This window comes from Paenibacillus sp. FSL R5-0887 (assembly GCF_038002305.1).
Classification (GTDB): domain Bacteria; phylum Bacillota; class Bacilli; order Paenibacillales; family Paenibacillaceae; genus Paenibacillus_AQ; species Paenibacillus_AQ odorifer.
The window spans coordinates 1,367,465-1,390,791 of the sequence record NZ_JBBOCE010000001.1; the positions used below are offsets into that span (position 1 = coordinate 1,367,465).

General features: G+C 46.2%; 12 protein-coding genes. 8 read left to right on the plus strand and 4 right to left on the minus strand.

The features are described from left to right. The first annotated feature begins 68 nt into the window (after positions 1-68). Together MKY14_RS06260 and MKY14_RS06265 are read left to right on the plus strand one after the other, a co-directional pair. Positions 69-2,531, plus strand: coding sequence for an alpha-L-rhamnosidase-related protein (locus MKY14_RS06260; RefSeq protein ID WP_340975999.1), 2,463 nt, complete (start codon positions 69-71; stop codon positions 2,529-2,531). A gap of 60 nt (positions 2,532-2,591) precedes the next feature. Next, positions 2,592-3,632 (plus strand): hypothetical protein, encoded by a 1,041-nt coding sequence (locus tag MKY14_RS06265; RefSeq protein ID WP_280752977.1) that lies wholly within the window; start codon positions 2,592-2,594, stop codon positions 3,630-3,632. Positions 3,633-4,002: 370 nt separating this feature from the next. On the opposite strand, the gene MKY14_RS06270 is transcribed toward MKY14_RS06265, so the two are convergent. Both MKY14_RS06270 and MKY14_RS06275 read right to left on the minus strand, forming a co-directional pair. Next, positions 4,003-5,730, minus strand: a complete 1,728-nt coding sequence (locus MKY14_RS06270) for a cache domain-containing sensor histidine kinase (RefSeq protein ID WP_340976000.1) — start codon at positions 5,728-5,730, stop codon at positions 4,003-4,005. 31 nt (positions 5,731-5,761) lie between these two features. Then, complete coding sequence (locus MKY14_RS06275; protein ID WP_076303722.1) at positions 5,762-7,045, minus strand: response regulator; 1,284 nt, start codon at positions 7,043-7,045, stop codon at positions 5,762-5,764. Between the two features lie 270 nt (positions 7,046-7,315). Between MKY14_RS06275 and MKY14_RS06280 the strand changes: the two genes are divergently transcribed. The 5 genes from MKY14_RS06280 (at position 7,316) to MKY14_RS06300 (ending at position 18,348) form a co-directional block, all read left to right on the plus strand. Next, positions 7,316-9,490 (plus strand): beta-galactosidase, encoded by a 2,175-nt coding sequence (locus MKY14_RS06280; protein ID WP_340918814.1) that lies wholly within the window; start codon positions 7,316-7,318, stop codon positions 9,488-9,490. 63 nt (positions 9,491-9,553) lie between these two features. Continuing rightward, a complete protein-coding gene (locus MKY14_RS06285; RefSeq protein WP_340918817.1) occupies positions 9,554-11,719 on the plus strand; it encodes a GH92 family glycosyl hydrolase in 2,166 nt (721 codons plus the stop codon). A gap of 412 nt (positions 11,720-12,131) precedes the next feature. Beyond that, entirely contained in the window at positions 12,132-13,229 is a 1,098-nt protein-coding gene (locus tag MKY14_RS06290; RefSeq protein WP_280752981.1) for a hypothetical protein, read from the plus strand. 25 nt (positions 13,230-13,254) lie between these two features. After that, on the plus strand, positions 13,255-18,177 hold the full coding sequence (locus MKY14_RS06295; protein WP_340976002.1) for an S-layer homology domain-containing protein: 4,923 nt from the start codon (positions 13,255-13,257) through the stop codon (positions 18,175-18,177). Positions 18,178-18,207: 30 nt separating this feature from the next. Further along, the gene (locus MKY14_RS06300; protein ID WP_179086266.1) at positions 18,208-18,348 is read left to right on the plus strand and encodes a hypothetical protein; all 141 of its coding nucleotides are present in this window, start codon (positions 18,208-18,210) and stop codon (positions 18,346-18,348) included. Positions 18,349-18,465: 117 nt separating this feature from the next. Here the strand turns inward: MKY14_RS06300 and MKY14_RS06305 are convergent, their stop codons facing one another. Further along, positions 18,466-21,207 carry a hypothetical protein gene (locus MKY14_RS06305; RefSeq protein WP_076190328.1) on the minus strand — a complete coding sequence of 914 codons (2,742 nt, stop codon included), beginning with the start codon at positions 21,205-21,207 and terminating at the stop codon, positions 18,466-18,468. A gap of 68 nt (positions 21,208-21,275) precedes the next feature. Then, positions 21,276-22,172 carry a ketopantoate reductase family protein gene (locus MKY14_RS06310; protein ID WP_076190327.1) on the minus strand — a complete coding sequence of 299 codons (897 nt, stop codon included), beginning with the start codon at positions 22,170-22,172 and terminating at the stop codon, positions 21,276-21,278. 161 nt (positions 22,173-22,333) lie between these two features. Between MKY14_RS06310 and MKY14_RS06315 the strand changes: the two genes are divergently transcribed. After that, positions 22,334-22,912, plus strand: a complete 579-nt coding sequence (locus MKY14_RS06315; RefSeq protein ID WP_076190326.1) for a TetR/AcrR family transcriptional regulator — start codon at positions 22,334-22,336, stop codon at positions 22,910-22,912. The last annotated feature ends 415 nt before the right edge of the window (positions 22,913-23,327 follow it).

Genomic DNA, 23,327 nt, shown 5'->3' on the forward strand with positions numbered 1-23,327 from the left:
GGGCGGCGATGCCGTTTCTGCGTAGATTGCCTTAACTACTTAAATGAGATAAAGGAGATATGCATAACATGGCAGCAAAAGAATGGGGAGACTGGGGAGCACGCTGGATCTGGCCGCAGGAGGAGCAAGGATCAGCGGATAGGGAACAGCAGCACGAGCGTGCGTACTTTCGCAGAGTGTTCGAACTGCCAGCTGGTATCGGAAAGACCTGCACCCTGGATTTGGCCATTACCGCAGACAGCCGCTACAGGCTGTTCGTCAATGGGCAGCGTTTATGGGCCGGTCCTTGTAAAGGACATGGTCATATACAGTATTATGAAGAATTCAGTCTGGACAATGTTCTACAACCAGGTTTAAATGTGCTTGCTGTTATGGTCGTTCATTATGCAGGGACTACGCCCTTTGAGCTGGGTGAAGACGGACCTTTGTCCGTCTGGCGCTCGCAAAAAGGCGGTCTGCTTGTGGAAGCGGCAGTTACACAAGGCGGGCAGCTAGTACAGGAGCTAAATACGGATAGCTCATGGAAAAGTATTAAGGATCGCCGCTATAAGCTCCAGCAGTTTCCGATCATACGCTGGATGGGTGGACTGGAAGAAGTGGAGGGTGACGCAGCGCTGCTGGATTGGACACTGCCCGAATATGATGACAGTGCCTGGCTTGCTACCGGAATTGTGCAACCGGTGCGGGATGAATATGGCCAATTAACCCCTTGGCAGCTGGCCCGGCGTCCGATTCCGCTGTTGTATGAGCGGGAGCAATTTTTTCTGAAGCTAATGCGCAGCAGTAGCGGGGTAGGGCAAGCCTTTTTTGAGGAAGGGCATAGTCTGGAGCTGCGAAATGGAGATGGCGGCGCTTCACCCAACGCAGTACTGCCTTCCGCTGGAATAACAATAGAAGCAGGGCAACATTTTTGGTTGGAGTTGGATGCTGGCGAGCTAACCACAGGGTATTTGCAGCTTAGACTTCTTGGAGGCAAAGGTAGCCGGATTACCCTACTATGCGCTGAGTGTTATGAAGAAGAAACGGGGGATGATGAGATTCGCCGCAAAGCTGTCCGCGATAATACGAAGGAACATGTATTAAGAGGGGGCTACGATAGCTATCACCCGGCAGGTTACGGCATCTCTGCGCGGATGGAAATCTACGAACCGTTCTGGTTCCGTACTTTCCGCTATGTACGGCTGGAAGTGCAGGCTGGTGTCGAGCCTCTAACGATTTCCAGCTTTAGCTATAGGGAGACCGGATATCCACTGCAGCCGGAAGGAAACTTTCACTGCTCCGATGAACAATATAACCAACTATGGGAGCTCAGTGTACGAACACTTCAGCGCTGCATGCATGAGACCTACGAGGATACTCCGTATTATGAACAGCTGCAGTATACCATGGATACCAAACTGATGATGGAGTTTACGTACCTATTATCAGGGGACGACCGGTTAGCGCGGAGAGCTATGGAAGATTATAAGGCCTCTCAGCTACCAAACGGGATGCTGCAAAGTCGCTATCCCTCTGTGCTGCCGCAGGTCATTCCTTCCTTCTCCCTATATTGGATCGGAATGATTCATGACCACTACAGATCCTTCGGGGATATGGCCTTGGTGAATCAGTACCGGTTAGCGCTGTTATCTGTGCTGGACTGGTTCGATCAACATCTGACTCCGGAGGGTCTGTTGGACAGAACGCCCCGCCAATATTGGAATTACTTCGATTGGGTGGAGGAATGGCCGCTCGGCGCACCGGATTGTACGGATGATGCACCCGCAACCGTACTGAGCCTGATGTATGCGGCCGCGCTGGAGCAAGCGGCTGAATTGCTTGCAGCCAGCGGTTGGACACAGATTGCTGGTGAACTGCGTCAACGCAAAGCGGCGGTCAACGCTGCGGTAATGGATTGCTGCCGGCTAACGAACAGTCAGCTGTTCCGCGACAGTCCGGAGGCATCTGCGGGAACGCAGCATAGCCAGCACACGCAGGTCTGGGCGGTTTTGGCGGGCACAGTGGATGTTGTAGAAGGGGCGGCACTGCTGGAGTCAACGTTAACAGACACATCACTGGCTAAGCTTTCGTTGCCGATGAGCTACTATCTATTCCGCGCGCTAGAGAAATGCGGAATGTATGACCGCTCGTTCGGACTATGGACACGGTGGTTGAAGCAGTTGGAGCTTAATCTCACTACACTTCCAGAAATAGATTCAACCGGCACCAGAAGTGACTGCCACGCATGGAGCGCACTGCCGATCACTGAGTTCACCAGAGGGATATTGGGTGTCCAACAAGGAATAGAGGGAATAACTATAAAGCCCCACTATGGAGAACTGCGGCAGGCCAGCGGAACCGTAAATACAAGTATCGGCCCAATAAACATCAAATGGGAGATCCGTTCAGTAACAGGACAGGAGATCTTCCACATGAAAGCTTCCTGGCAAACCGGATCGGCAATTACAATAATTCTGCCTAATCATGAAGTGCATGAGACAGATGAGGGTTCCTTTTACAAGGAGATCGACATTAGTCACCTTAGCTGTTAGTCTGATTTCAGTTGATTTTGTTTTCATGATTCATACACCGGAGGGGGATGGGGAAGTCATATGTTCAGATCGTTCGGCCGCAATATCCGCCTAGTCCTGGTGTTGTTCATTACTGTCTATATTGTCGCTTCGAGCTTCATTCTGTACCGTACTATGGAGCATAGAAGCCTTGACATGCTGCGGCAGCTATCCGTTCAGTACACTGGCCAGCAGCATAAGAACACACTTCTGTTCATGAACTGGCTGGAGGAGACCTCGAAGCTTATATCCAACAACCAGGTGGTGCAGAATGCGCTGAAAAAACCAACATATGACGGGGCAATCTCTCCGATACTTGAGGGCATACGTTCTTCCAGTAGTGACATTCTCGGCATTTACATTTGGGGAGAAGCAGGGGGAACTTACTCCTCGAGCAATGTTTCCGGGTTGCTGCCCTTTGCAGAGATCAAAAAAGAACCAGGGATGGAACAATTTCTAAATAACCGAGAGCAGGCTTTGCGCTGGACGGTGCTGAACCGGGAGCATCTAATGAATGCACCTTCGGATCTGCGCGACCGTCTGTTGCTTGAAGTAAAAATTAAGGGTTCGATGGGAGACGTCCTCGGTCTGCTCTCGCTCGAAGTGGAGATTGACAAGCTTTACAGCTTCTACCTATCTGGCGAGAATACAATCTACGGGGGAAATGAAGTTTACCTACTGACCGGAAACAGGAAGCTATTGAGTGCTGCCGATGTCCCGAAGGAGCGCCTGCAGGAGATCAAAGCAGCACTAGTTACTTCGGAAAAAGCTACCTTGCCTGAGCCTGTGACACAGGGTATCGATCAAAATAGTACAGGCAGAGGTGATGCAGATCTGCTGGAGCGGGAAACGGCTGACGGCCTGATTTTGCTCTATCCACTACCGGAATCGGCAGAGCGGATTGTCACCTATATCTCAGCAGATGGCATGAATGCAGAGCTGCGAACGTTTAAGTATTTAATGCTCGCCCTGAACCTCGTAGTGTTCATAGTGTTCTGGCTGCTGATCTCAGTGCTTAGCGGCAGTATAGTTAATCCACTGAAGCAGTTGTACCTGAAGATTAATTCAACAATGAAAGACTAAGATAAGATGGAGTCTGAATCATGAAAATCGCTAACCGAAGTGTATTTCATACATCTAGCTTGGGCAATAAACGGATGAAGTAAGATATAGTTGTATTCAGTACACTTATTATTCGGAAAGTTAGTTGCTGCCAACAGAATTGGAACGTATAGATGTACCAAATACATTTAAACTTCTGCTCGCTGCAAAAAAAGGGTGCTTTAGCTGTATTAAATACAACTAAAGCACCTATAATTCTCGAAAGTATCTTTAATTTGCCACTACTCAGAATAAAACAAGAAATCGTTTTTTTAAGCAAAGTAGAAGTCCCGCTTACCCACTCAAAAAGGTTCGATTTCTTTGTTATGTCCGCATTTATAAACTAAATTCGCTAATTGGGCAGTTCCTTCTTCAAGTTGATCGTAACCGTGGTGCCTTGCCCCGGCGTGCTGAAGATACTTAAACCATATTGAGGACCATATTCAAGTTTAATTCGTTCGTCCACATTTCTTAGTCCATACCCGCTCTGAAACAACACATCTTCCTTGGCTTGGCTAAGCGTCGCACCGTTGGAAAATCCCACCCCGTCATCAGTCACTGTGAAGCGAATCTCATCTGCCACTAATTCGCCTTTAATCCAGATTCGGCCCATCCCGCGTTTCTCGCTGATGCCGTGTTTGATCGCATTCTCTGCAATAGGCTGAAGAATCAGCTTCAGAATGCGAACCTTGCGCAGCGATTCCTCAATCTCGTATTCAATCTCGAACTTATCCGGAAACCTCATTTGCTCAACTGTCACAAAACTCTGCACCAAGCGGATTTCTTCGTCCACGGTCACGAACTTGTCGCCTTTATGCAGGCTGATTCGAAAAAAGGTAGCTAATGAAGAAATCAGCCGTTCGATATCGGGCTGCTTCTTCAGTCGGGCAATCCAGGCAATTGCATCCAGTGTGTTGTAGAGAAAATGGGGATTGATCTGTGATTGAAGTGCGGTCAGCTCAGCTTTCCGTTGCTTTTCTTTCTCCTCATCTTTCTCCAGCATTAATTGGCTGATCCGCTCCACCATCTGATAGTAGCTGTTCTCAAGCTGAAAAATCTCATCAACCTGACCGCGCTGTTCATAAACAGCGGCCAGATCTTTTTTGCCAAACAGGCTCAGCTTCTTCTTCAAGTTCAGCAGTGGACGGGTGATTTTGGCTGCCAGATAGAAGGAAAAAATCAGCAGCACAATAAAGGTAACGCTGGCGAACAAAAGCGCATTTTGATTGCCTTTGGCGATTCCCGAGAGCAGTTTGTGATTGGAAATCACGCTGGTGAATTCCCAGCTGACCCCAAGTGTCTCCAACCGGGGATTCAAAGGATAAGTAGCAATGATGTAGGAATTTCCGTTATCTGACCAGGTACGATAGCCTTCTTTTTTACCTGGGCGAAGAGGGGCGTTTTCCTCCAAAAAATTGCCCAAGAGCCGTTTGTCGGGGTGAGAAATAATCCGATTGTCGGAAGTCAGGAAGGAGTAGCCGATGCCAGTGAAGCTGGAGGAATACAGGTCCGCCAAAGCAGCCTCCCTGACATAAATGATCACGACCCCGATATTTTGCCCTGTATTGAAATTGCGGAACTGCTGGCCGAATGGAATATACGCATTGCCTTCTCCATCCCGTTTGATCTCACCGACAACAGGCATGCTGCTCTCCTGAATGCGTTTGATGAACAGGGCTTCAGGCACTTCCAGCATCTGCTCCTTAGACTGGTAAGAATAAAGCATATTATCGTTGGTGCTGATAATTACATTACCCACCAGGTCGTTCTGGGCCAGCATACCGTCGATGATAGCTCCAATTCGCGATTCCTTGTCAGCTGACGGCAGGGAATCGTTATTGATGATTTGGTAGATATCACTGTTCACCAGAAACCGCAGAAACAACATTTGAATGTCATCGACCATGAGCTCCACGCTAAGCCCAATTTGGCGCTGAGTCTGAACGACATGGCGGTACAGATCCTTTTGCAGGTAGGTATAGGAATAAAAATTGAAAATAACGAGCATCAGCACCAGATGCAGAGACAGTCCTGCTAACAGAACAACAACAATCCGGCTTTTGATCTTGAACCGCCTCATCCAGGAATCCATCCGGTTGGCTAGTCTCCGCTTACCCATAGGTTTTTGCATATTCGCTCGGCGGGATGCCCGTCATTTTTTTGAAGATCTGGCTAAAGTATTTGGAGTCAGTGAAGCCGACCTGATTGCCAACCTCGTACACCCGATACTTCGGATTGCGCAGCATACGTTTGGCCTCCTCGATACGGTATTCCGTCAGACATTCGTAAAAGGTTTTGTTCAGATCTTTACGGAATAGATGCATCAAATGGGTTGGACTGACGAAGACCGCCGCAGCAACCATCTCAACGGTAATGTTTCCGGCATAGTGCTCCCGGATAAAAGCGAGTGCGTCCCTGATTTCACGCCGGCACCGAGCCCCAGCCTCTTCTTCAGCATACAGCACACGTTCAATGCCAGAAAGGGCACGCTGCGCAGCAAGTACAGCCTGCCGGTATGAATCTACGATCCCGTACCATTCTCCCGCAGGTTTACCTATGCCGACGCTTAAGGCCTGGCCGAAGTGCTGTTGGCTCCATTCAGATAGTTGTTTGCCCAATTTTCGTGCAGAATCTCCGGCCAGCTCTGGTTCCCCGGTCCGAAGGATCATAACCCACTCCAGATGGCTGTCCCGGAATAGACACAGTTGCTCAAAAGAATGCGCTTCCAGAATAGTCGCCGCTGCATCCTCCAGCGCTTTGCCTACAGTATTTCCTTGAAGGCCGTTATCAGGAGGAAAGGTAATGGACAGCGGTATGATAGCTTTTCCAGGTTCCAATTGCAGTTCCAGTAATTTTATCTTATTTGAAATAAACTCTTCGTCATGCAGTTGGTCATGCAGCAAATCCTGCCAGAACTGCTTGGAGATCGAGGCCAATTCCTCATTAAGCTGTGAATACCGCTTGGAGAGTTGCTTTTTGCCAAGGATTTCATCCCCGACGCTTCGAACTGTATTTGCAAGTTCTTCTATATTAATGGGCTTTAGCAAATAGGTGGAGGCGCCATAACGCAAAGCAGCCTGCGCATATTGAAATTCGTCATAACCGCTGAGCACGACAATCCCTACGAGCATGTCCTGTTCCCGTATTTTTTCGATGAGCTCAAGACCGTTCATATACGGCATACGAATATCGGTAATGATCACATCTGGACGGTGCAGTAGGGCAAGCTCCAATCCTTCCTCGCCATTGCTGGCTTCTCCTATGATCTCGACGTTGTATTCTGCCCAGTCTATGGTCTGGGTGATGCCCATGCGGACCAGATATTCGTCATCCACTACAAGCGCTTTCAACATTGGCTTCACCTCGAAGTAGTTTCTAATATGTCTTACAGCCATTATAAACATGAAACCTCTTAAAGAGGAGGTATAATTTCTGAGGTTGTCAGGATCGCAAACGATTTCGCAGTATATTCCCCGCTGACTCTGCGCAGTGACTGCCACGTAGCGTAAGGATCAAACATTTCAACAGCTTCGCAAACCGTTTCATAGGATTCCATCCTAACTTTTGCCAAATCCACTGTGATAGACTTTAAGCGTAAAAGAGCAGTAAGCGCTTTTATAAACATAGAGAGATCGAAATTGAACGTTGTAGGAGGAGTACACTAGATGCAAGATTCATTTATTCCATTTGGGTTTCAATATTACCGTTCCCCGACCCCCTTCCGTGATCAATGGGAACAAGACCTAAGCAATATTGCCGGACAGGGCTTCAATTGTGTGAAATATTGGGTACAATGGCGCGCGAGTGTGTCCAAAGAAGGGACCTATCATTTCGATGATATTCAGGAGCTAATGGATATTGCGCAGAGGAATGGTTTGAAGGTCATTTTGAATGTAATTTTCGACGTGGCGCCGGCCTGGTTCTATAAAAAATATCCTGATTCCAAAATGGTTACAGCGGACGGTTTCACTCTGGAACCAAGGGCGATTAATTGCCGCCAGATCGGCGGAGCGCCGGGGCCCTGTTATCATCATGCAGCTGCCGCCGAAGAAAAGGCAAAGTTTCTGGCGGAGACGGTGAAGACTTTTAAGGATCATCCGGCGCTCTGGGTCTGGGATTTATGGAATGAGCCTGAACTAACCACAGGAATCAAGCGCAAGCTGTCTTTTGACAACCAGGTGTGTTATTGCGAGCAATCGCTGTGGGTGTTCCAAGAATGGCTAAAAAATAAATATGTTACTTTGGAAGCTCTCAATGAATCATGGCAGCGGACTTACGGAAGCTGGGAGGAAGTAGAGGCACCGCGTGGACAAGGCGTATTTAATGATCTGGTGGACTGGCGCCTGTTCATGTCCGGTACTCTAACGGATGAGCTGCGGAGCCGGGTAGATATAGTGAAGTCACTGGATCTTTTGCATCCTGTTATGGCCCACACTGTGCCCGCCCCTATCTTTAATATGATTACAGCGGGTTCGGACGACTTCAAGCTGGCTGAGCCCTGTGACTTGACAGGCAATAGCCTTGGGTCCTCGGCCTGGTCTGCTGATCTACTGATCTCTGCCGCCAAAGGTAAACCCATTATCAATTCGGAGATTCATGCTTTGCCAGGCAATACTGCAATGAAGCCGCGTCAGCCGGACCTGCGGGAAATGAAACGGCATATTCTGACCCCGCTCGCTCGTGGCATCACGGGATATTTGTTCTGGCAGTACAGACCAGAGATATTGGGACAGGAGGCCCCTGCATGGGGCAGTGTATATTTGGACGGAAGTCCAACCCCATGGTACAAGGATATGGCTCATCTAAATAAGCTGGTGCAAAACAATAAGCAAGAGCTGATGCATGCAAAACGGCGCGGAGACGGGATTGCCATTCTGTTCAGTCCGCAGAACCAGGTTGCTAACTTTGCGGCACATGATCATCTGGACACCTACAACGATTCCTTACAAGGCGCCCATAAACTACTGCATGAGCTCAATTATAAAGTTGAATTTCTGCATGAGACGGATGTTAACGAGAAGACACTGGAGCAATACCACTGCTTGTGGATGCCTTATCCTCTATATTTGAACCGCAAACTGTGTGACATCCTACGCCAGTGGGTGGAAAAGGGCGGGATTTTGATTTCAGAATGCTCGTTCGGAGCACTTCAGGGAGAGAATGGCTGCCACAGCTATACGGTGCCCGGTTATGGATTTGACCAGGTGTTCGGGGTCCGTGAGACTTGGATTCATTCCGCTGAGAACCTGGATCACAGCTATCATCAGGTTGCGTTCGAATCACGGACAGCGATTCCGTTGCGGAATGTTATGGAGCATAGCAAGGCGGAGGAATCGGCAGCAGACGATACGGCGCACGGATCCTATTACAAATCGGATATCGAGCTGGAAAGCCATGTGAAGGTACTGGCTGAATTTGCCGAGGACCGCATGCCTGTGTTGACTACCGCCGCTTATGGCAACGGGCGTGCCGTATGGTTTGGTACCTTGCTTGCGGCTGCCTACTGGCAGGATGGACATCCCGGAACGCTTCAGCTGGTGCGGGATCTATTACAGAAGGAACTAAAGCTGCAGCCGTATGTACAAGCAAGCGGTGGTGTCCGCGCGGATCTCTCCGAGTGGGAAGGTGAGCAGGACCGAGGGGCATTTCTTTATGTTCATAATGAAGGGGATATGGCGGTTAAGGCTGACGTTACGCTGGGTATTGTTTATACTTCTGTCGAACCGTGGTTTGATGATGGCAGCGCTGAAATTCAACCAATGAATCTATTGAAACCCACAACTACAAAACTGACTGTGCGGGTGGAAGCTGGAGATGTTCAAGTATTCCGATTATCTTAACCGGTATCAGTAAAGAGCGGAGAATATAGAGCCGGTGAAAACTGGCTAAAGGAGTGTATCTATTTGGGTTGGTTAGATTATGTAAATCCATTACAGGGGACGGAGTCAGATTTCCGGTATTCACATGGCAATACACTGCCACTTACAGCGATGCCATTTGGTATGGCGGCTTGGTGCCCGCAAACCTATGAAGCAGGTGGAACCTGGTTCTTCCACCCGCGCCATCGCCACCTAGAGGGCATCCGGCTGACCCATCAGCCCAGCCCGTGGATCGGAGATTATGGGCATCTGACCCTGTTGCCGCAGACAGGTCCACTGCTCCTCAGTCCCGGTTCACGTTCTTCTTCCTTCAAAACGGAAGAGATGCAAGTGTTCCCTCACTATTTCGATATGTTTCTTCAACGTTACCGCACCCGGCTGGAGCTGACTCCAACCGAACGTTGTGCAGCGATAAGAATAACTTTCGCTGAGAGGCAGCAGAACAGGCTTATTATAGCACCTCTGAAAGGTGATTCACATCTCACCTTCCAGCCGGATAAACGTAGAATCACCGGCTACACAAGAGGCCATACCGCCGGGGTGCCTGATAATTTCGCGATGTATTTCGTGTTCCAGTTCGATAGGGATTTTCACATGGAGGAGTCGGGAATCTTTAACGGAGATTATCAGCCACTGGAGACCCATGAAGGGACTGGCGAACGACTGGGCGCTTACGTAGGAATAGCTGCACCGGAATCTGGCATAGTGGGAGTGAAGTGCGGGACTTCCTTTATTAGCGGAGAGCAGGCGCTGCTTAATCTGAACCGAGAGATTGGGGAAGACAGCTTCGGAGAGATCTTGAATAGAGCAGAGGCAAGCTGGGAAGAACGGTTGGGGCGCATTGTTGCTGAAAGCGCAGATGAAGAGAACCTCCGCACCTTTTACAGCTGCATGTACCGAATCTGCCTGTTCCCGAGAACGTGGCATGAATATAACGAGCAGAACGAGAAAATCCATTACAGCCCTTTTAATGGCAGCATCTGCCAGGGTCCAATGTATTCGGATATCGGGCTGTGGGATGTATACCGAACCAGCCTTCCTTTATACAGTATCCTATTCCCATCTTTATTGGGTGAGATTATGCAGGCGTGGACATTGGCATACAAGGAGAGCGGCTGGCTGCCAAAGTGGCTGTCACCAGGGGAGCGCAGTGCCATGCCCGGCACACTGATTGATGCCGCAGCTGCGGATGCCGTGGTTAAAGGCATCGGCGGATTTGATACAGAGGTACTGTATGAAGGTCTTCTGAAGCATGCAGATCGTCCATCAGTGGACGAGAAGCTGGGCAGAAGGGGCCTTGAATTGTACTTGCAGCATGGTTATCTGCCGCATGACCGTTTCCATGAAAGTGTAAGCAACACGTTGGATTATGTATACGGAGATTTCTGTATTGCGCAGATGGCCAAAACACTTGGCAAAATGGATGATTATGAGCGTTTTATGGCTCGGGCACAGAATTATAAGCTGCTGTTTGATCCAACAGTTGGGTTTATGAGAGGTCGCAATGAGGACGGTACTTGGCAGGAAGCATTTGATCCTCTGGAGTGGGGTAATCCGTTTTGTGAAGGCGGGGCTTGGCAGGGGAGCTGGGCAGTGCCCCACGACTTCCCGGGACTAGCCGGGCTGATGGGTGGTGAAGAGGCTTTTGTCCAGCGTCTGGATCAGTTGATGACCGAGGAACCGGTATTTAAAGTGGGATCCTATGGTTTGGAAATACACGAAATGTCGGAAATGGCCTCCGCCGATCTGGGGCAGTTTGCCATCAGCAATCAGCCGAGCTTCCACATTCCTTATATATTTGCCAGACTGGGTGTGCTGTCCAAAACGCAATATTGGGTCCGCAAAACCATGACCGAACTGTTCAGCAGCCAGATGGATGGTTTACCCGGCGACGAAGATAACGGCAGCATGGGTGCTTGGTTTATTTGGAGCGCCATCGGCCTGTACCCTTTAAGTCCCGGAATTCCTGAATATGTGCTCGGCAGCCCGCTTTTTGATAAGGTAACTATTCAGCTTGAAAATGGGCAGCAATGGATCATTGAAGCAGAGAACAACAGCCCCGCCAATGTGTACAGCAAATCGGTCCACTGGAACGGATCGCTATGGCAGCACCACTCTCTGTCACATGACGAGATTGTCAAAGGTGGAGTCTTGAATTTCTGTATGTTTTCGGGCGCATATCCGTCTTAAGAACAATGCAAGGCAGTCTGGAAAATTCCGGACTGCCTTTGTTTTTATTAGATGATTTTACAATCAAAAAAATTGAGGAACACACTGAATCAGTGATGATTGCAAATCGACTTTTCTATAAATCACTCCGATCCCGTAATTGCATGGATATCATGCTTGATATACAACAATTTGCTGCTCAATCCCGACAAACGCGCTGAATTCCTGCACATTGTACAACATTCCACGTTCGAATACGTAACTTCTCTATTCTCCGCAGCATTTTTTATGGGGCGAAAACTGGCCTTTACGGTCAAATCGTGAAATGGCAAACCATTTCGCAGCTTTCCCGCCTGTTATTTCAAGGTAAACATGTCTAATATCGAAGAGAATGAAAGCGCTTAACACCAAGGAAGAGAGGAGGAATCAATATATGACTCTAAAACTTCATTCCAAAAGAAATCAGCTAATCGTTATTCTGACCGCTCTGTTAGCAGGAAGCCTGCTGCTGATTGGTGCGAAGAAGTTGCAAGATCCACAAGCAGAAGAAATGCTTCTGACCCTTAACGGGCAGGAGGCCACAGCAGCGGAGTTCAACTGGCATCTTCAAATGAATCGGGCACTGATTGTTGATTATTTTAAACAAACTTACAACGCCGACTATTCAAAAGACTTCTGGTCTGCCTACTATTCCGGCGAAAATCCAATGCAGAAATGGATCAATACAGCTCAAACTCAGCTTTTGACGAAGCGGATGGAGCTACAGCTTGCTCAAGAAGCAGGAGTCGTAACGGATATCAGTTTTGAAGGTTTTCTCAAGGAAATGGAGCGCGAGAATAATCGGCGGAGTCAGGCAGCAGCGAATAAGGAGGTGGTGTATGGTCCTCTTCATCTGGAGGCGCAGGCCTATTTCAGTTATTACATGAGCAACCTTGAGGAAGCCACGATTGAGGCAATGCGCAGTAACGGAAGTATCGTGATTTCAGACGAACAGGTGAAATTGGAATATGCAGCAAATCTAATTGCGAAATATTCTCTGCCGGGAACGATTCGTCTGGAATGGGCAACGCTTCCCTTTGGCCCAGAAACAGAGTACAAAGATCAGCAAAAAGCCTTAGAAAGAATGGAAAAGCTCCATGCAATAGCAACAGCGACAGCAGCAACAGATTCTTCAGGCACAGGCTTCCAAGACCAGGCAAAAGAGTTTGGCGTAAACGTTGGCGAGGTGAAAATAACAAGTGCTTCACGGCGAACAGCAGCTCTGGAAAATCCAAAGGTATTGCTTACCGCAGAGCAACTGGCGCCGGGAGAGATTAGCAGTTTGTTTGCTGAAAATGGGGCTATCCATCTACTTTACTGCCTGTCGGCAGATGATGCAGCTGTTCAGCCGCTCGATCATGTGAAGGATGCCATCGCACTGAATTTGGCGCAGCAGAAGTATAGATCCATTGTGGACGAAAAGCTGTCCGAAGCTGTCGTGGAATGGAATTACCCGATGGCTGAAGGTCTCGCAAACCAAACCATCCAATAAATGTTCAAGGGGGAATAATACAATAATGTTCAAAAAACTCGTAAAATCACTGCTTATAATGGTGCTGATCTTCACAGCGCTGCTTCCCGTAATGGGCGTTTCTGCCCATTCTGAAGAGACGAATGCCGATGATTTCTCAACCCTACCGGCAGCGGAACACAGGTCCGAGAACTGGCTAATTGACAGTAGTAATCCTCAATTTTTCGGAGGAGATGCAGCCCGGCTGGTCAGAACCTCCACGGAGACTGGCTATGCCATTTACCCTTTGACTGGAGTTCAGTCGTTTACGCTTCAAGCGTATTATTTCTCTGGTTCCACGGCTGTTATCAAGTTCTACGGATCGCCAGATGCAGATATCTGGACGGAGCTTCCAGCCATCAACGACAGTCCCACCGCAACCGGTTCTGGCTGGTACGGAACAGTATATACACCCTCGGGGGCGCTGCCGGATGGTGTCAATTATGTCAAAATTGAAGTCAGTGGTGACCTCGATACCTGGCTGATGCAGCTTGGGCACCTTACGCTCTCCAATGTGTCGCTTGCACCACAAACGATTGTTGATGAGCTTGACGACATTGCACAGCTTTATACACACAGTACAAATTGGTCTTTAGATACAAGCAATCCCGCTTTTTTTGGTGGAGATCATTCTCGTGCGGTGAGAACAGCAGACTCAGCAGAATCACTCGTGTACCATTTGCATAATCTGCAACATTTCACAGCCCGCATGCATTCCTTTGCCGGTTCTAGCGGGACTATCAAGTTCTATGGTTCGGCGGATGCATCCACTTGGACAGAACTTTCTGCTGTTCATGAACCTCCACAGGCCACTGGTGATGCGGCTTGGACCGGGACGAATTATACTCCGGCACAGGGGATTCCTTCCGGACTTCATTACTTAAAAATAGAACTTAGCGGTGATTCCGCACCCTGGCTGATGCAACTAGGATCGGTCACCTTATCCAACCGCTTGCCTGGAGATGGAGGGAGCAGCGGTGGAGACGGAGAATATTATGTGGATTCATTTGCAGGCAGCGACAACAACGATGGAAAAACACCGGAGACTGCCTGGAAGACCTTTTCTATAGTGAATCAGACTACCTTTGAGGCTGGGGATCGGATTTTATTAAAGAAGGGTGGAATCTGGAACGAACAATTATATCCTAAGGGCAGCGGCACAGATGAAGAACCGATTACAATATCTGCCTATGGGAGTGGAAGCAAACCGATTATCAATGGTGGAGGCATGGCCGGAGCAGCTGTATACCTACGTAACGCCTCGAACTGGGTGATTCGGGATCTTGAGGTCACTAATTATGCTTCCGAGAGGGGAACTGTTTACCGGGAAGGTATTATGGTGGAGAATGCTAATGGAGGAACATTAAGTAATATCCGCATTCAGGATAACTATGTCCATGATGTATCAAGCAGTTTCCGTTATCCGACGGTTTCCGGAGCCGAAGGTGGCCCGCATGCGTTTGGAGGTATCTCCGTATATGTGGGCGGAACGACGGGCACGGACAAGTTCGATGGGGTATGGATCGAGGGCAATACAGTGGAACGGATAGGCCGGACCGGTATTGTGGTATGGGATCAGCGTTTTAACGGAGCAGACTATGCTACGGTCAATGTTACGATCCGTGGAAATTATGTCAAACAAGCCGACAGCGACGGTATTCTCACCTTCGGTGCGGATGGAGCGGTGATTGAGCATAACATAGCGGAGGAAGGCGGAAATTATTCCGAAGAAGGCGAGTTTAACGGCTCTGCCGCAATTTGGCCGACTCGCGGCAAGAATAATATCGTCCAGTTCAATGAGTCTTTTAACACGAACAAACCAGAGGGAGATGGTCAAGGCTTCAATCTGGATATCGATACGATGGACAGTGTGGTTCAATATAATTACAGCCATGGCAACAAAGGCGGATTCATGCTTTTTGTCGATGCCCGTTTGACTCCAGGCGTGCTGACAGGCTCCTCTAACAATGTAGTCAGATACAACATCAGCCAGAATGATCTAACGCATACGTTTAATTTTGCAGGCGGGGTTACGCCAGATACACAAATCTATAACAATACTATCTATATTGGAGCTGGGCAAAACACCAAAATTATCGATCATGAATGGGATGACGCAGGAAATATTAACGCTCCATATTCTTTTAGGAACAATCTGGTCTACAACCTTGGTCAAGGAGGTTATAATCTGCCAGGGGTGAACGGTAGCTTCGACCATAATCTATTATATGGCAACCATCCAGTAAGCGAGCCGGAAAATACCAATCCTATCACAGCAAATCCACTCTTAGTTGCTCAGGGCACCGCCGGAATGGGCTGGAATACAGTGGACGGTTACAAGCTGAGAGAGGGGTCTCCTGCACTTGGGGCCGGTGCTGTCATTGCAGACAACGGTGGGCGGGACTACTGGGGCAATCCCGTTTCAGCAGCAACTCCACCGAATATTGGAGCTTATAATGGACCCGGACTTGATCCTGCTACTCTTCCAGAAGCCCCTGTAGATGATCTGCGACTATATTTTCAAGGTTTAAAAATTGCTCCTCATATTACAGATGGTAATAACGGCGGCATGTCGCTGCAACTTCAATTTACGAACAGTTCCAGTGTGGATCCTCTAAGAATTAAAAAGATTTCCTGGACCCTAGGGGAAGAGACTGGTCAGATCAGCGGTAGTGAATCGCAATTGTCTGAAATTGCCCCAAATAGTGGATTTACTTATTCAATTCCACTGCCGGGATTCTCTGAAGGGGTTAAATATCCTCTTGAGTTGACAGTTGACCTTGAAGGTTATGAGACAGTTCACCTCAAGCAAAACATAGATATTAACCGGATGCAGCATCAGTCCGATACACGAAGTCCAGCTCTGATTGATCTTGCGGACGGAACCCCTTTGCTCAACGGATATAAGGGTGCGGATGATCTTAGTGGAACAGCGCAACTACGCTGGGATGAAGAACACATTTATTTGACCGCCGATATCCGCGATGATGTATTCAGCCATAATGCCGCCGGGATTAATATTTGGCAAAATGACAGTATTCAGTTCAGTCTTGCTCCCGGTGTACCGGGCGATAGTCAATCCTGGTATGAATACGGAATCTCGCAAACCCCAGAGGGGCCGCAAATATATCGTTGGCTGTCCATGAAAGGTGCAGCTACCGGAGTGTTGACTAAGGGAACTTTAAGTGTGACCAGAGATGAGGCGACCAAGGTTACCTCATATGCACTGGCACTACCTTGGAGCGAAATAAGCCCGATCCGTCCAGCGGCGAGCGATATCTTAAGCTTCTCCATGCTGGTTAACGATAATGATGGCGCGGGTCGAAAAGGATATATTGAATGGGGATCAGGCATTGGCGCTGCGAAGGACGCCTCACTTTTCCGCACCTTCCAGTTTATGAACGTAGAAGGTGAAGAAGAGACCCCACTGAGTGATAATGCCGATTTGAGCGTTTTGAGTATGGACGGTACAGACATCCCTGGGTTTGACCGTAAGAAACTGACCTATACAATAAATGTGCCCTTTTCCAAGACAGCGGTGGCTGTAACTGGGACACCTTCTGATGCAGAAGCCAAATTGACGGTAACAGGCGGAAGTGAGCTTAAGGTAGGAGATAACAGAATCGATGTTAAAGTTACCGCTGCGAACGGCATAACAACTAAGACCTACACTTTGAATGTAGTGCGGAGTGAAGAAGGTGGGGGAACAGATACGCCCGGCAATTCGTCCGGCAGCAATAATAGCAACACAAATGAGAGTAGTGGAGGAAAAATAGTTAGTCCAGTGAATATAATTTCAGCGGGCCGTATTCGCATTCAGGGTTCACCCGGTGCTGAAGGAATGAAAATTGCACAGCTTTTCACTGGAGAACTCCAAAAAGTGATGAAGGGAGTGCAAGATGGAGCTTTAGTACTTGAGCTTGCTGAAGAGGATGCGACTGCCAGTGGTGTGGCTTTTCAAGTGCCAGTTCCCGAACTAAAAGATAATGTTACTTCCCTAACTGTAAAAGCAGGTGCAGCCACAATAACACTTCCAATTGACACTTTAGGTGAGAATATTCCAGAGGGTGCCCGGCAGTTGGAGCTATCTATCCATTTTGTTGATGCGTCAACCCTTCCAGTTGCCTTACAAGAGAAATGGAAAACGCATGCTTTGTTCCGGATCTCAATGACGGTAGACGGTAAGTCCAAAGAAACATTAAGCCCTTCTGCGGCAATGAAGGTATCATTTGGATATGAATTAAACCCTGATGAAGTCCCACATCAAGCCATCGTCTACTCTGTTACCGGAGAGGGAGTGGCCAAAGTGGTCAAAAACTCCAAATACGTATCAGGTACTGGAAAAATTACGTTTACATCAAGTGATTTTGGACTCTATGCTGCAGCTAATGCAAATATCCACTTCTCTGATGTTGATTCAGGCTCCACAGTCATCTTGGAAGCTTTGGCTTCCCGTGATCTTATTCATGGCACAGGCGGGGGCAAATTCGAGCCTGCCCGGCAAATTACAAGAGCGGAATTTGTTCAGCTGTTAGTATCAGCGCTAGAACTTCAAGCCGAGAGTAGCAGTACTTTCAAAGATGTGAGTTCAAATGCTTGGTATTACCAAGCTGTCTCAACAGCTCAGGCGCTAAAGCTTGTTAACGGACGTAGCGAAGGCGTATTTGCCGCAAAAGAACCTATTTCCCGCCAAGAAATGGCTGTTATTCTGTTTCGCGCTCTGAGCATATCTGCTCTTCAGTCGGATATCTCCGGCAAGGCAGCAACTTTTGCCGATGAGAAGCAAATCGGTTCTTACGCGATGGATGCGGTTGAGTACCTGCGGGAGACAGGAATTGTCAACGGTTATACCGACGGTACCTTCAGACCACTGAGCCTGACCACACGTGCGGAAGCCGCTGCTTTAATTTACAGAGTAATGGAATTGTAAGCACCAAAGAAGAGCTAGAGCCAAGTTCACTTGGCTCCAGCTCTTTTTGCTTTCGGAAATGATAATTGGGATGGTGACGGCAGTTTCAAAATCACGATGAATCTGGCTGAGCTGGCGAACAGCAGCGGGATCACACGTAGCAAAGAAATGACCGTAGTCGTTAAGGAATAGAACAGGGACAAAAAATCACAAATTCAGGCAACCAGTCGCCGAAAAAACAGGGATGACTGGTTGCCTTTTTTGAGTTATAAACTGCATTATAAGGGAACTGGAATCTTGAATATTCCTTTAATTACTATACTTTTTCAAAGCATCTGCCATATCCAATTTATATTGATCTACTTTTTTTAAATTATCGATAGTTGCTACAACCATTTGGAAAAGATACTCAGATGTTCCTCCTAATTTTAGATTGTTACGTATTAAATTCATTACAATGTCCAAAACGATTGATGACGGAATGAGGACATCTGTAAGTCTAAACGTATGAGAAAAGGATTGTGACCCTAAAGGCCATGGTAAGTCAATCGAAAAAGAAACCGGCACTTTAATATCCAATTTGAAATTTTTCATATTTAAACCTTTTTCAAGTTGATTCTGGATCTCCCCAAAAATATAATCGTTAAAAATCTCAGAAAATTTTGTAAAAGTAAAGTCAGAAACGTCTCGGCAAAGATCCACGAGCTTACGAGGATTGAACTTGATTTCTTTCACTGTCATAACAACAGGAGGGATGATTGCTTCTTGAATTATAGCTTCGACTGCTCCTCTTAACCCTTTGAAAAATTCATCTTTTACTTTACCGGCACCGATTAGAGAAAAAATGTTAAACGTTAATACGTCAGCGGCTTTTTCAGCGATTTCCATTACCGGTTCAATCAGTTCTTTCATTAGTTTTTCTTGCATCAGCTTAGTTATGAAATCGGTAATAGTATTTAATATCTTGGCTATTTCATTTAGCCAGTGTTCGATTATGGCGAGTAGTTCATCGATCAAGGCTTGAAACAACGCTGGAATCAGTTTTAGAGCGAATTGAATCATATGATCAGTTAAATGATTTATCAATATTTTGGCTATTGCTTCTATTTCAGCCATTTGAGGCATCCACATCGGATCGCTTTGCAAATGGTTGGCGAAGTCCACGGCGTTACCTTTTATTGGAGTAAATATGTTTAGAGCATTTTCAAAAAGCTGTTCTTGTGCTTCAGGTGTCAAAGGCGCTACCATTTCCGCAATAATTTTAACAGCTGCCTCCAACGGTTTCTTTAAAATATCTTGAGCTCCAAGTGGTCCAAGAACATTTGCAGCCTGACCTGCAGCTTCGCGAAGAAGACCCTCGATTTGTTCATTAACTGAAGTCTGAATTCCGTCCATGACATGAATAACGCTTCTTCCAAGCATTGTGAGTAATACGCTGGATAATGCTTCTTGCATAGTTTTTATGTCAAAATTTTGAAATCCATTAACGATCTCTGGAATCAGAACATCAGAAGTCAGTTGTATGCAGGGAATCAGGGCTTGCTCAAACAGTATCTTAATCTCTTCCTCGCCAGCCAAAGTGTTCGAGATTGCAGTTTTTCTAGCACTTATTTCCGTATCCACATAATGATCGAAAGCTTGGTTTATGGCTCCAAGTGTTGATCTAAAAGAGTTTTCCCCTGTAGTCAAAGGAAATGAGGGACTAAATAAGAACTTCATTGCTTCTTGGGCAGTTCCTGAAACGGCAGGTTTCAGAATTGCTGCTATCTCCCGAACGCTATCTACATGTTGAATGGCAATCGTCAAAGGTTTATCAAGTAGAAATGAAAGAAGATCCCCCTGGTTCAAATTTGTGTCAGACGGACGGTTCAAATCTGTATTAATTGCACTTTTGACAGCGGGAGGAGGTTGGTAAGACAATTGTGCCGTAAAAGTAGGCATGGTTGCTTTATCTGCAGCTTGCACTGCAAGGGGGAGCAACAAAGCTGATACCCACAAAGCAGAAATACTTCGGACAAACTCCTTCTTAAGCTGCTCGTTTTGGATTAATGCTGATAATGAATCTAAACGAACAAAGATTTCATGGTTATCCGGCACTAACTGAAAAGAATTAAAACCTTTCAGGGTTTGAATGACTTCTGTGGTTTGTTCAGCTGGTAAAGAAGCAAGGCCAAGTAAACGAAGGATCTCTTCCTTAAAGAACACATTCATAGTCAAGAAGAACAACGATTGGAATTGCCCCCCAATAAATGTAAGAACGGTTTGCGCTAGTTTTTCGGTATTGCTCCCGGTACCTTCATTTAATTGTCTACTGACCTCATAGGCTGATTTCACTCCTATCCTCAGCATAGTACCGAGCATTAATGCTTGTTCCTGCTGTGTGTCAATAGCTTTATTAACAATGCCCTCAATTAAGCCGTTCCCATAACGATTGACCAGTTTTGCAGGATCGGGGAATTTAAAATTGATGCCACCTCTATAGCCACCCCCCGCAATAAATCCCATTCCCGCCTCATAGACAAATTGGAATCCAGATTCCCCTAGAGTAGCTGTCTTATGTAAATTACCAAGCATAACAAAATTGGCATACGCCATAAAACCAACCGCAAATTGGGCATACAAATAACCTTCGAGCTCTGATTCTTCTAACAATAGCTCAATCAATTCACCGGATAAACCATTTCCTGACGGTTTATTCTTCAGGATTTTCAATAACTCTTTAACGGTCATATTCATGCTTAATCCAGCCGCTACCGCCGCTTTAAGAACGGCTTGAAGTCGACCGGCTAGCCCGGCTTCGTCGAATAGATCCAGGGGCGTTTGTATCTGTACTTGGAGAAGAAGTGAAACTTCGGCACTCCCCAATATTTTTAATTCAGCCCATTTATTTAATAAATTATTGATTTGTGCCATAGCCTGTGCGCCTAACTTATAGTTCATTCCTCTTCTCAAGCTACCCTGGCCCGCAACTAAGGTCTGTCCCTGAATATTTCCCCAGTTTTGAGTTGTTGTACTTTGTTGAAAGATCTGCTGATCTTGATTCAGTGGCAATCTAACACCTCCATATTTACGTTGTTTTAGTATTAAGTAATATGGGCTATGAACTCATTTGATAACTTTTATGGAAAAATTTGCTTGGACAAAAACGAAAACTTCTCATGAAACTTTTCATCCAATAACATTATTTCTGCTTTTCTGCTGATAGCTTGGTTTCCAAACTTAACATCAATGATAAATTCATCACTCAGCATCTGCCGATACCGGGATATAATCTCTTCTTCCATCAATTCTCCCATTGACTTCGTTTCGGCCGGGATTACAGGGATTCCAGCTTGCTCTACCAAGTGAAGATTTTGTTTGATATCTGTAGCTACTTTGCTAAGAATGCTTTCACTTATTGCTGTCTCAATATCTACCATTCCTTCATTCGTATAAAAATGCTTGTTGACTGCTGCGAGTGCAGCATGTGAAACATGAAATGCTTGAATATCTTTTTGTATTTCATAATGCATTTCAGCTGTTTCGAATATCAAAGCAAGCTCCTTAACTCTTTCGGTCGTTTGTCCATTTATTTCACCAAAATAAGTTTTGGAACCAAATTGAGCGTATAAAATATCCTCTTTAATGTCTCCACCTGCACCAGGGAAACCTGGAAGTAACCGATCACCTACGATCTCTAGCCAGGAATTATAACCAATAGTGTTGGTCAGTGTAATTATTGTTTTGCTCTGATTATTTTTGATCGCAGACAGGGCAGATTCTGCCTGATCATATCGTACAGGAACAAAGATAAAATCATAGATGTCATCATCTGCAAGCTTTTCGACCGTCTTAATGGATAGTTGCTTTATCCTTCCGTTGTCGTTGTATCTCAAACCCTTCCGCTTAAGTTCATCCAGCCTTTTTCCCCGAGCCAGTAAAGTGACGTCAAACCCCGATTGTGCAAATCTAAGAGCGTATAAACTGCCAATCACACCAGCCCCAAAAATTAGAAGTCTATTTTGTTTTATGTTCACTATTATCATTCCTTCCGACTAACTAGTCACTGATTGTTTAAGCAACATCTGTTTGATAAGATAATAGTATGGCAAGTTTATGCTTACAACCGTCAGTGTAAGAAAAGAGTTGCATAGACAACAAATTCCGATAATTGATGTTTTAGAAAGGGGATATTCAGATGGTACATCAAGAAGATCCGAGAGTAATACGGACTCGCCTGTTAATAAGAGAAGCTTTCAGAAATCTTTTACAGACTAAAGGATTTGATTCAATGACAATAAAAGATATCTCACAGAAAGCTACGATAAACCGGGCTACTTTTTATGCTCATTATGAAGATAAATATGCTTTACTCAATGAATTTACAGAACAGTCTTTTCATCAAATGATTCCTGAACAAGTAATAAATGCACGGGAGTTTTCAGATGAAATATGTAACCAGCTGATCTTGTTGACTCATCAGTACATCGTTGATTTTTATCAGAAATGCAGAATGGATTCCAAATCCATTGCTAAGGTGGTGGATGAGAAAGTGAAAAATATGCTGCAGCAAATCATTGAAAACATATTTCTGAGAGGGGATAAATACGATATTGCAGACCGCCAACATACAAAGATCATTTCAGCAATGACAGGTTCAGCGATCTATGGCGCTGCATTTTCTTGGTTAATTGAGGGGGAGGCTGATCAGACCGATTTACTTGTGGACATTGTTCGTCCTTATGTAATGAGTGGCCTGGGACTCTTGATAAGATAGAATAGGAGCGCTTACAAGTATTACTCTCGGGACAAATCCCACGAACATTAAAATTTAATCACTTCGCCAAGATTATTAGAAAGGTGGAACCTATGGTTGATTTTGACTGGTCATTTTGGGAGACGGTATTACTATATTTCATGCTCATTTTTTTCGAATCACCAGTAGGTATAATTATCGTAATTATTTTTGTTATTATTTTTATTATGTTTATAGTTGATAAAATCAAGAGAAAAAGAACAAAGAAAAAACAATGATTAACTTAGCTTTGATATCCATGATTTATATGTGAAAATTTAAATAAAAAGGATCATATTGTACATATCGCACATATTTAATCAGTCATCGAATCCTTAATTGCAAATATCCACGAAAACTAACGCTTCGGACCATTCCGAAGCGTTAATTTTTGTAT

Bases quoted from the DNA above. Each gene is read 5' to 3' on its own strand.
- MKY14_RS06290 (WP_280752981.1), top strand. From the start codon at position 12,132: ATGACTCTAAAACTTCATTCCAAAAGAAATCAGCTAATCGTTATTCTG.
- MKY14_RS06295 (WP_340976002.1), top strand. From the start codon at position 13,255: ATGTTCAAAAAACTCGTAAAATCACTGCTTATAATGGTGCTGATCTTC.
- MKY14_RS06270 (WP_340976000.1), bottom strand. From the start codon at position 5,730: ATGAGGCGGTTCAAGATCAAAAGCCGGATTGTTGTTGTTCTGTTAGCA.
- MKY14_RS06280 (WP_340918814.1), top strand. From the start codon at position 7,316: ATGCAAGATTCATTTATTCCATTTGGGTTTCAATATTACCGTTCCCCG.
- MKY14_RS06260 (WP_340975999.1), top strand. From the start codon at position 69: ATGGCAGCAAAAGAATGGGGAGACTGGGGAGCACGCTGGATCTGGCCG.
- MKY14_RS06265 (WP_280752977.1), top strand. From the start codon at position 2,592: ATGTTCAGATCGTTCGGCCGCAATATCCGCCTAGTCCTGGTGTTGTTC.
- MKY14_RS06315 (WP_076190326.1), top strand. From the start codon at position 22,334: ATGGTACATCAAGAAGATCCGAGAGTAATACGGACTCGCCTGTTAATA.
- MKY14_RS06275 (WP_076303722.1), bottom strand. From the start codon at position 7,045: ATGGCTGTAAGACATATTAGAAACTACTTCGAGGTGAAGCCAATGTTG.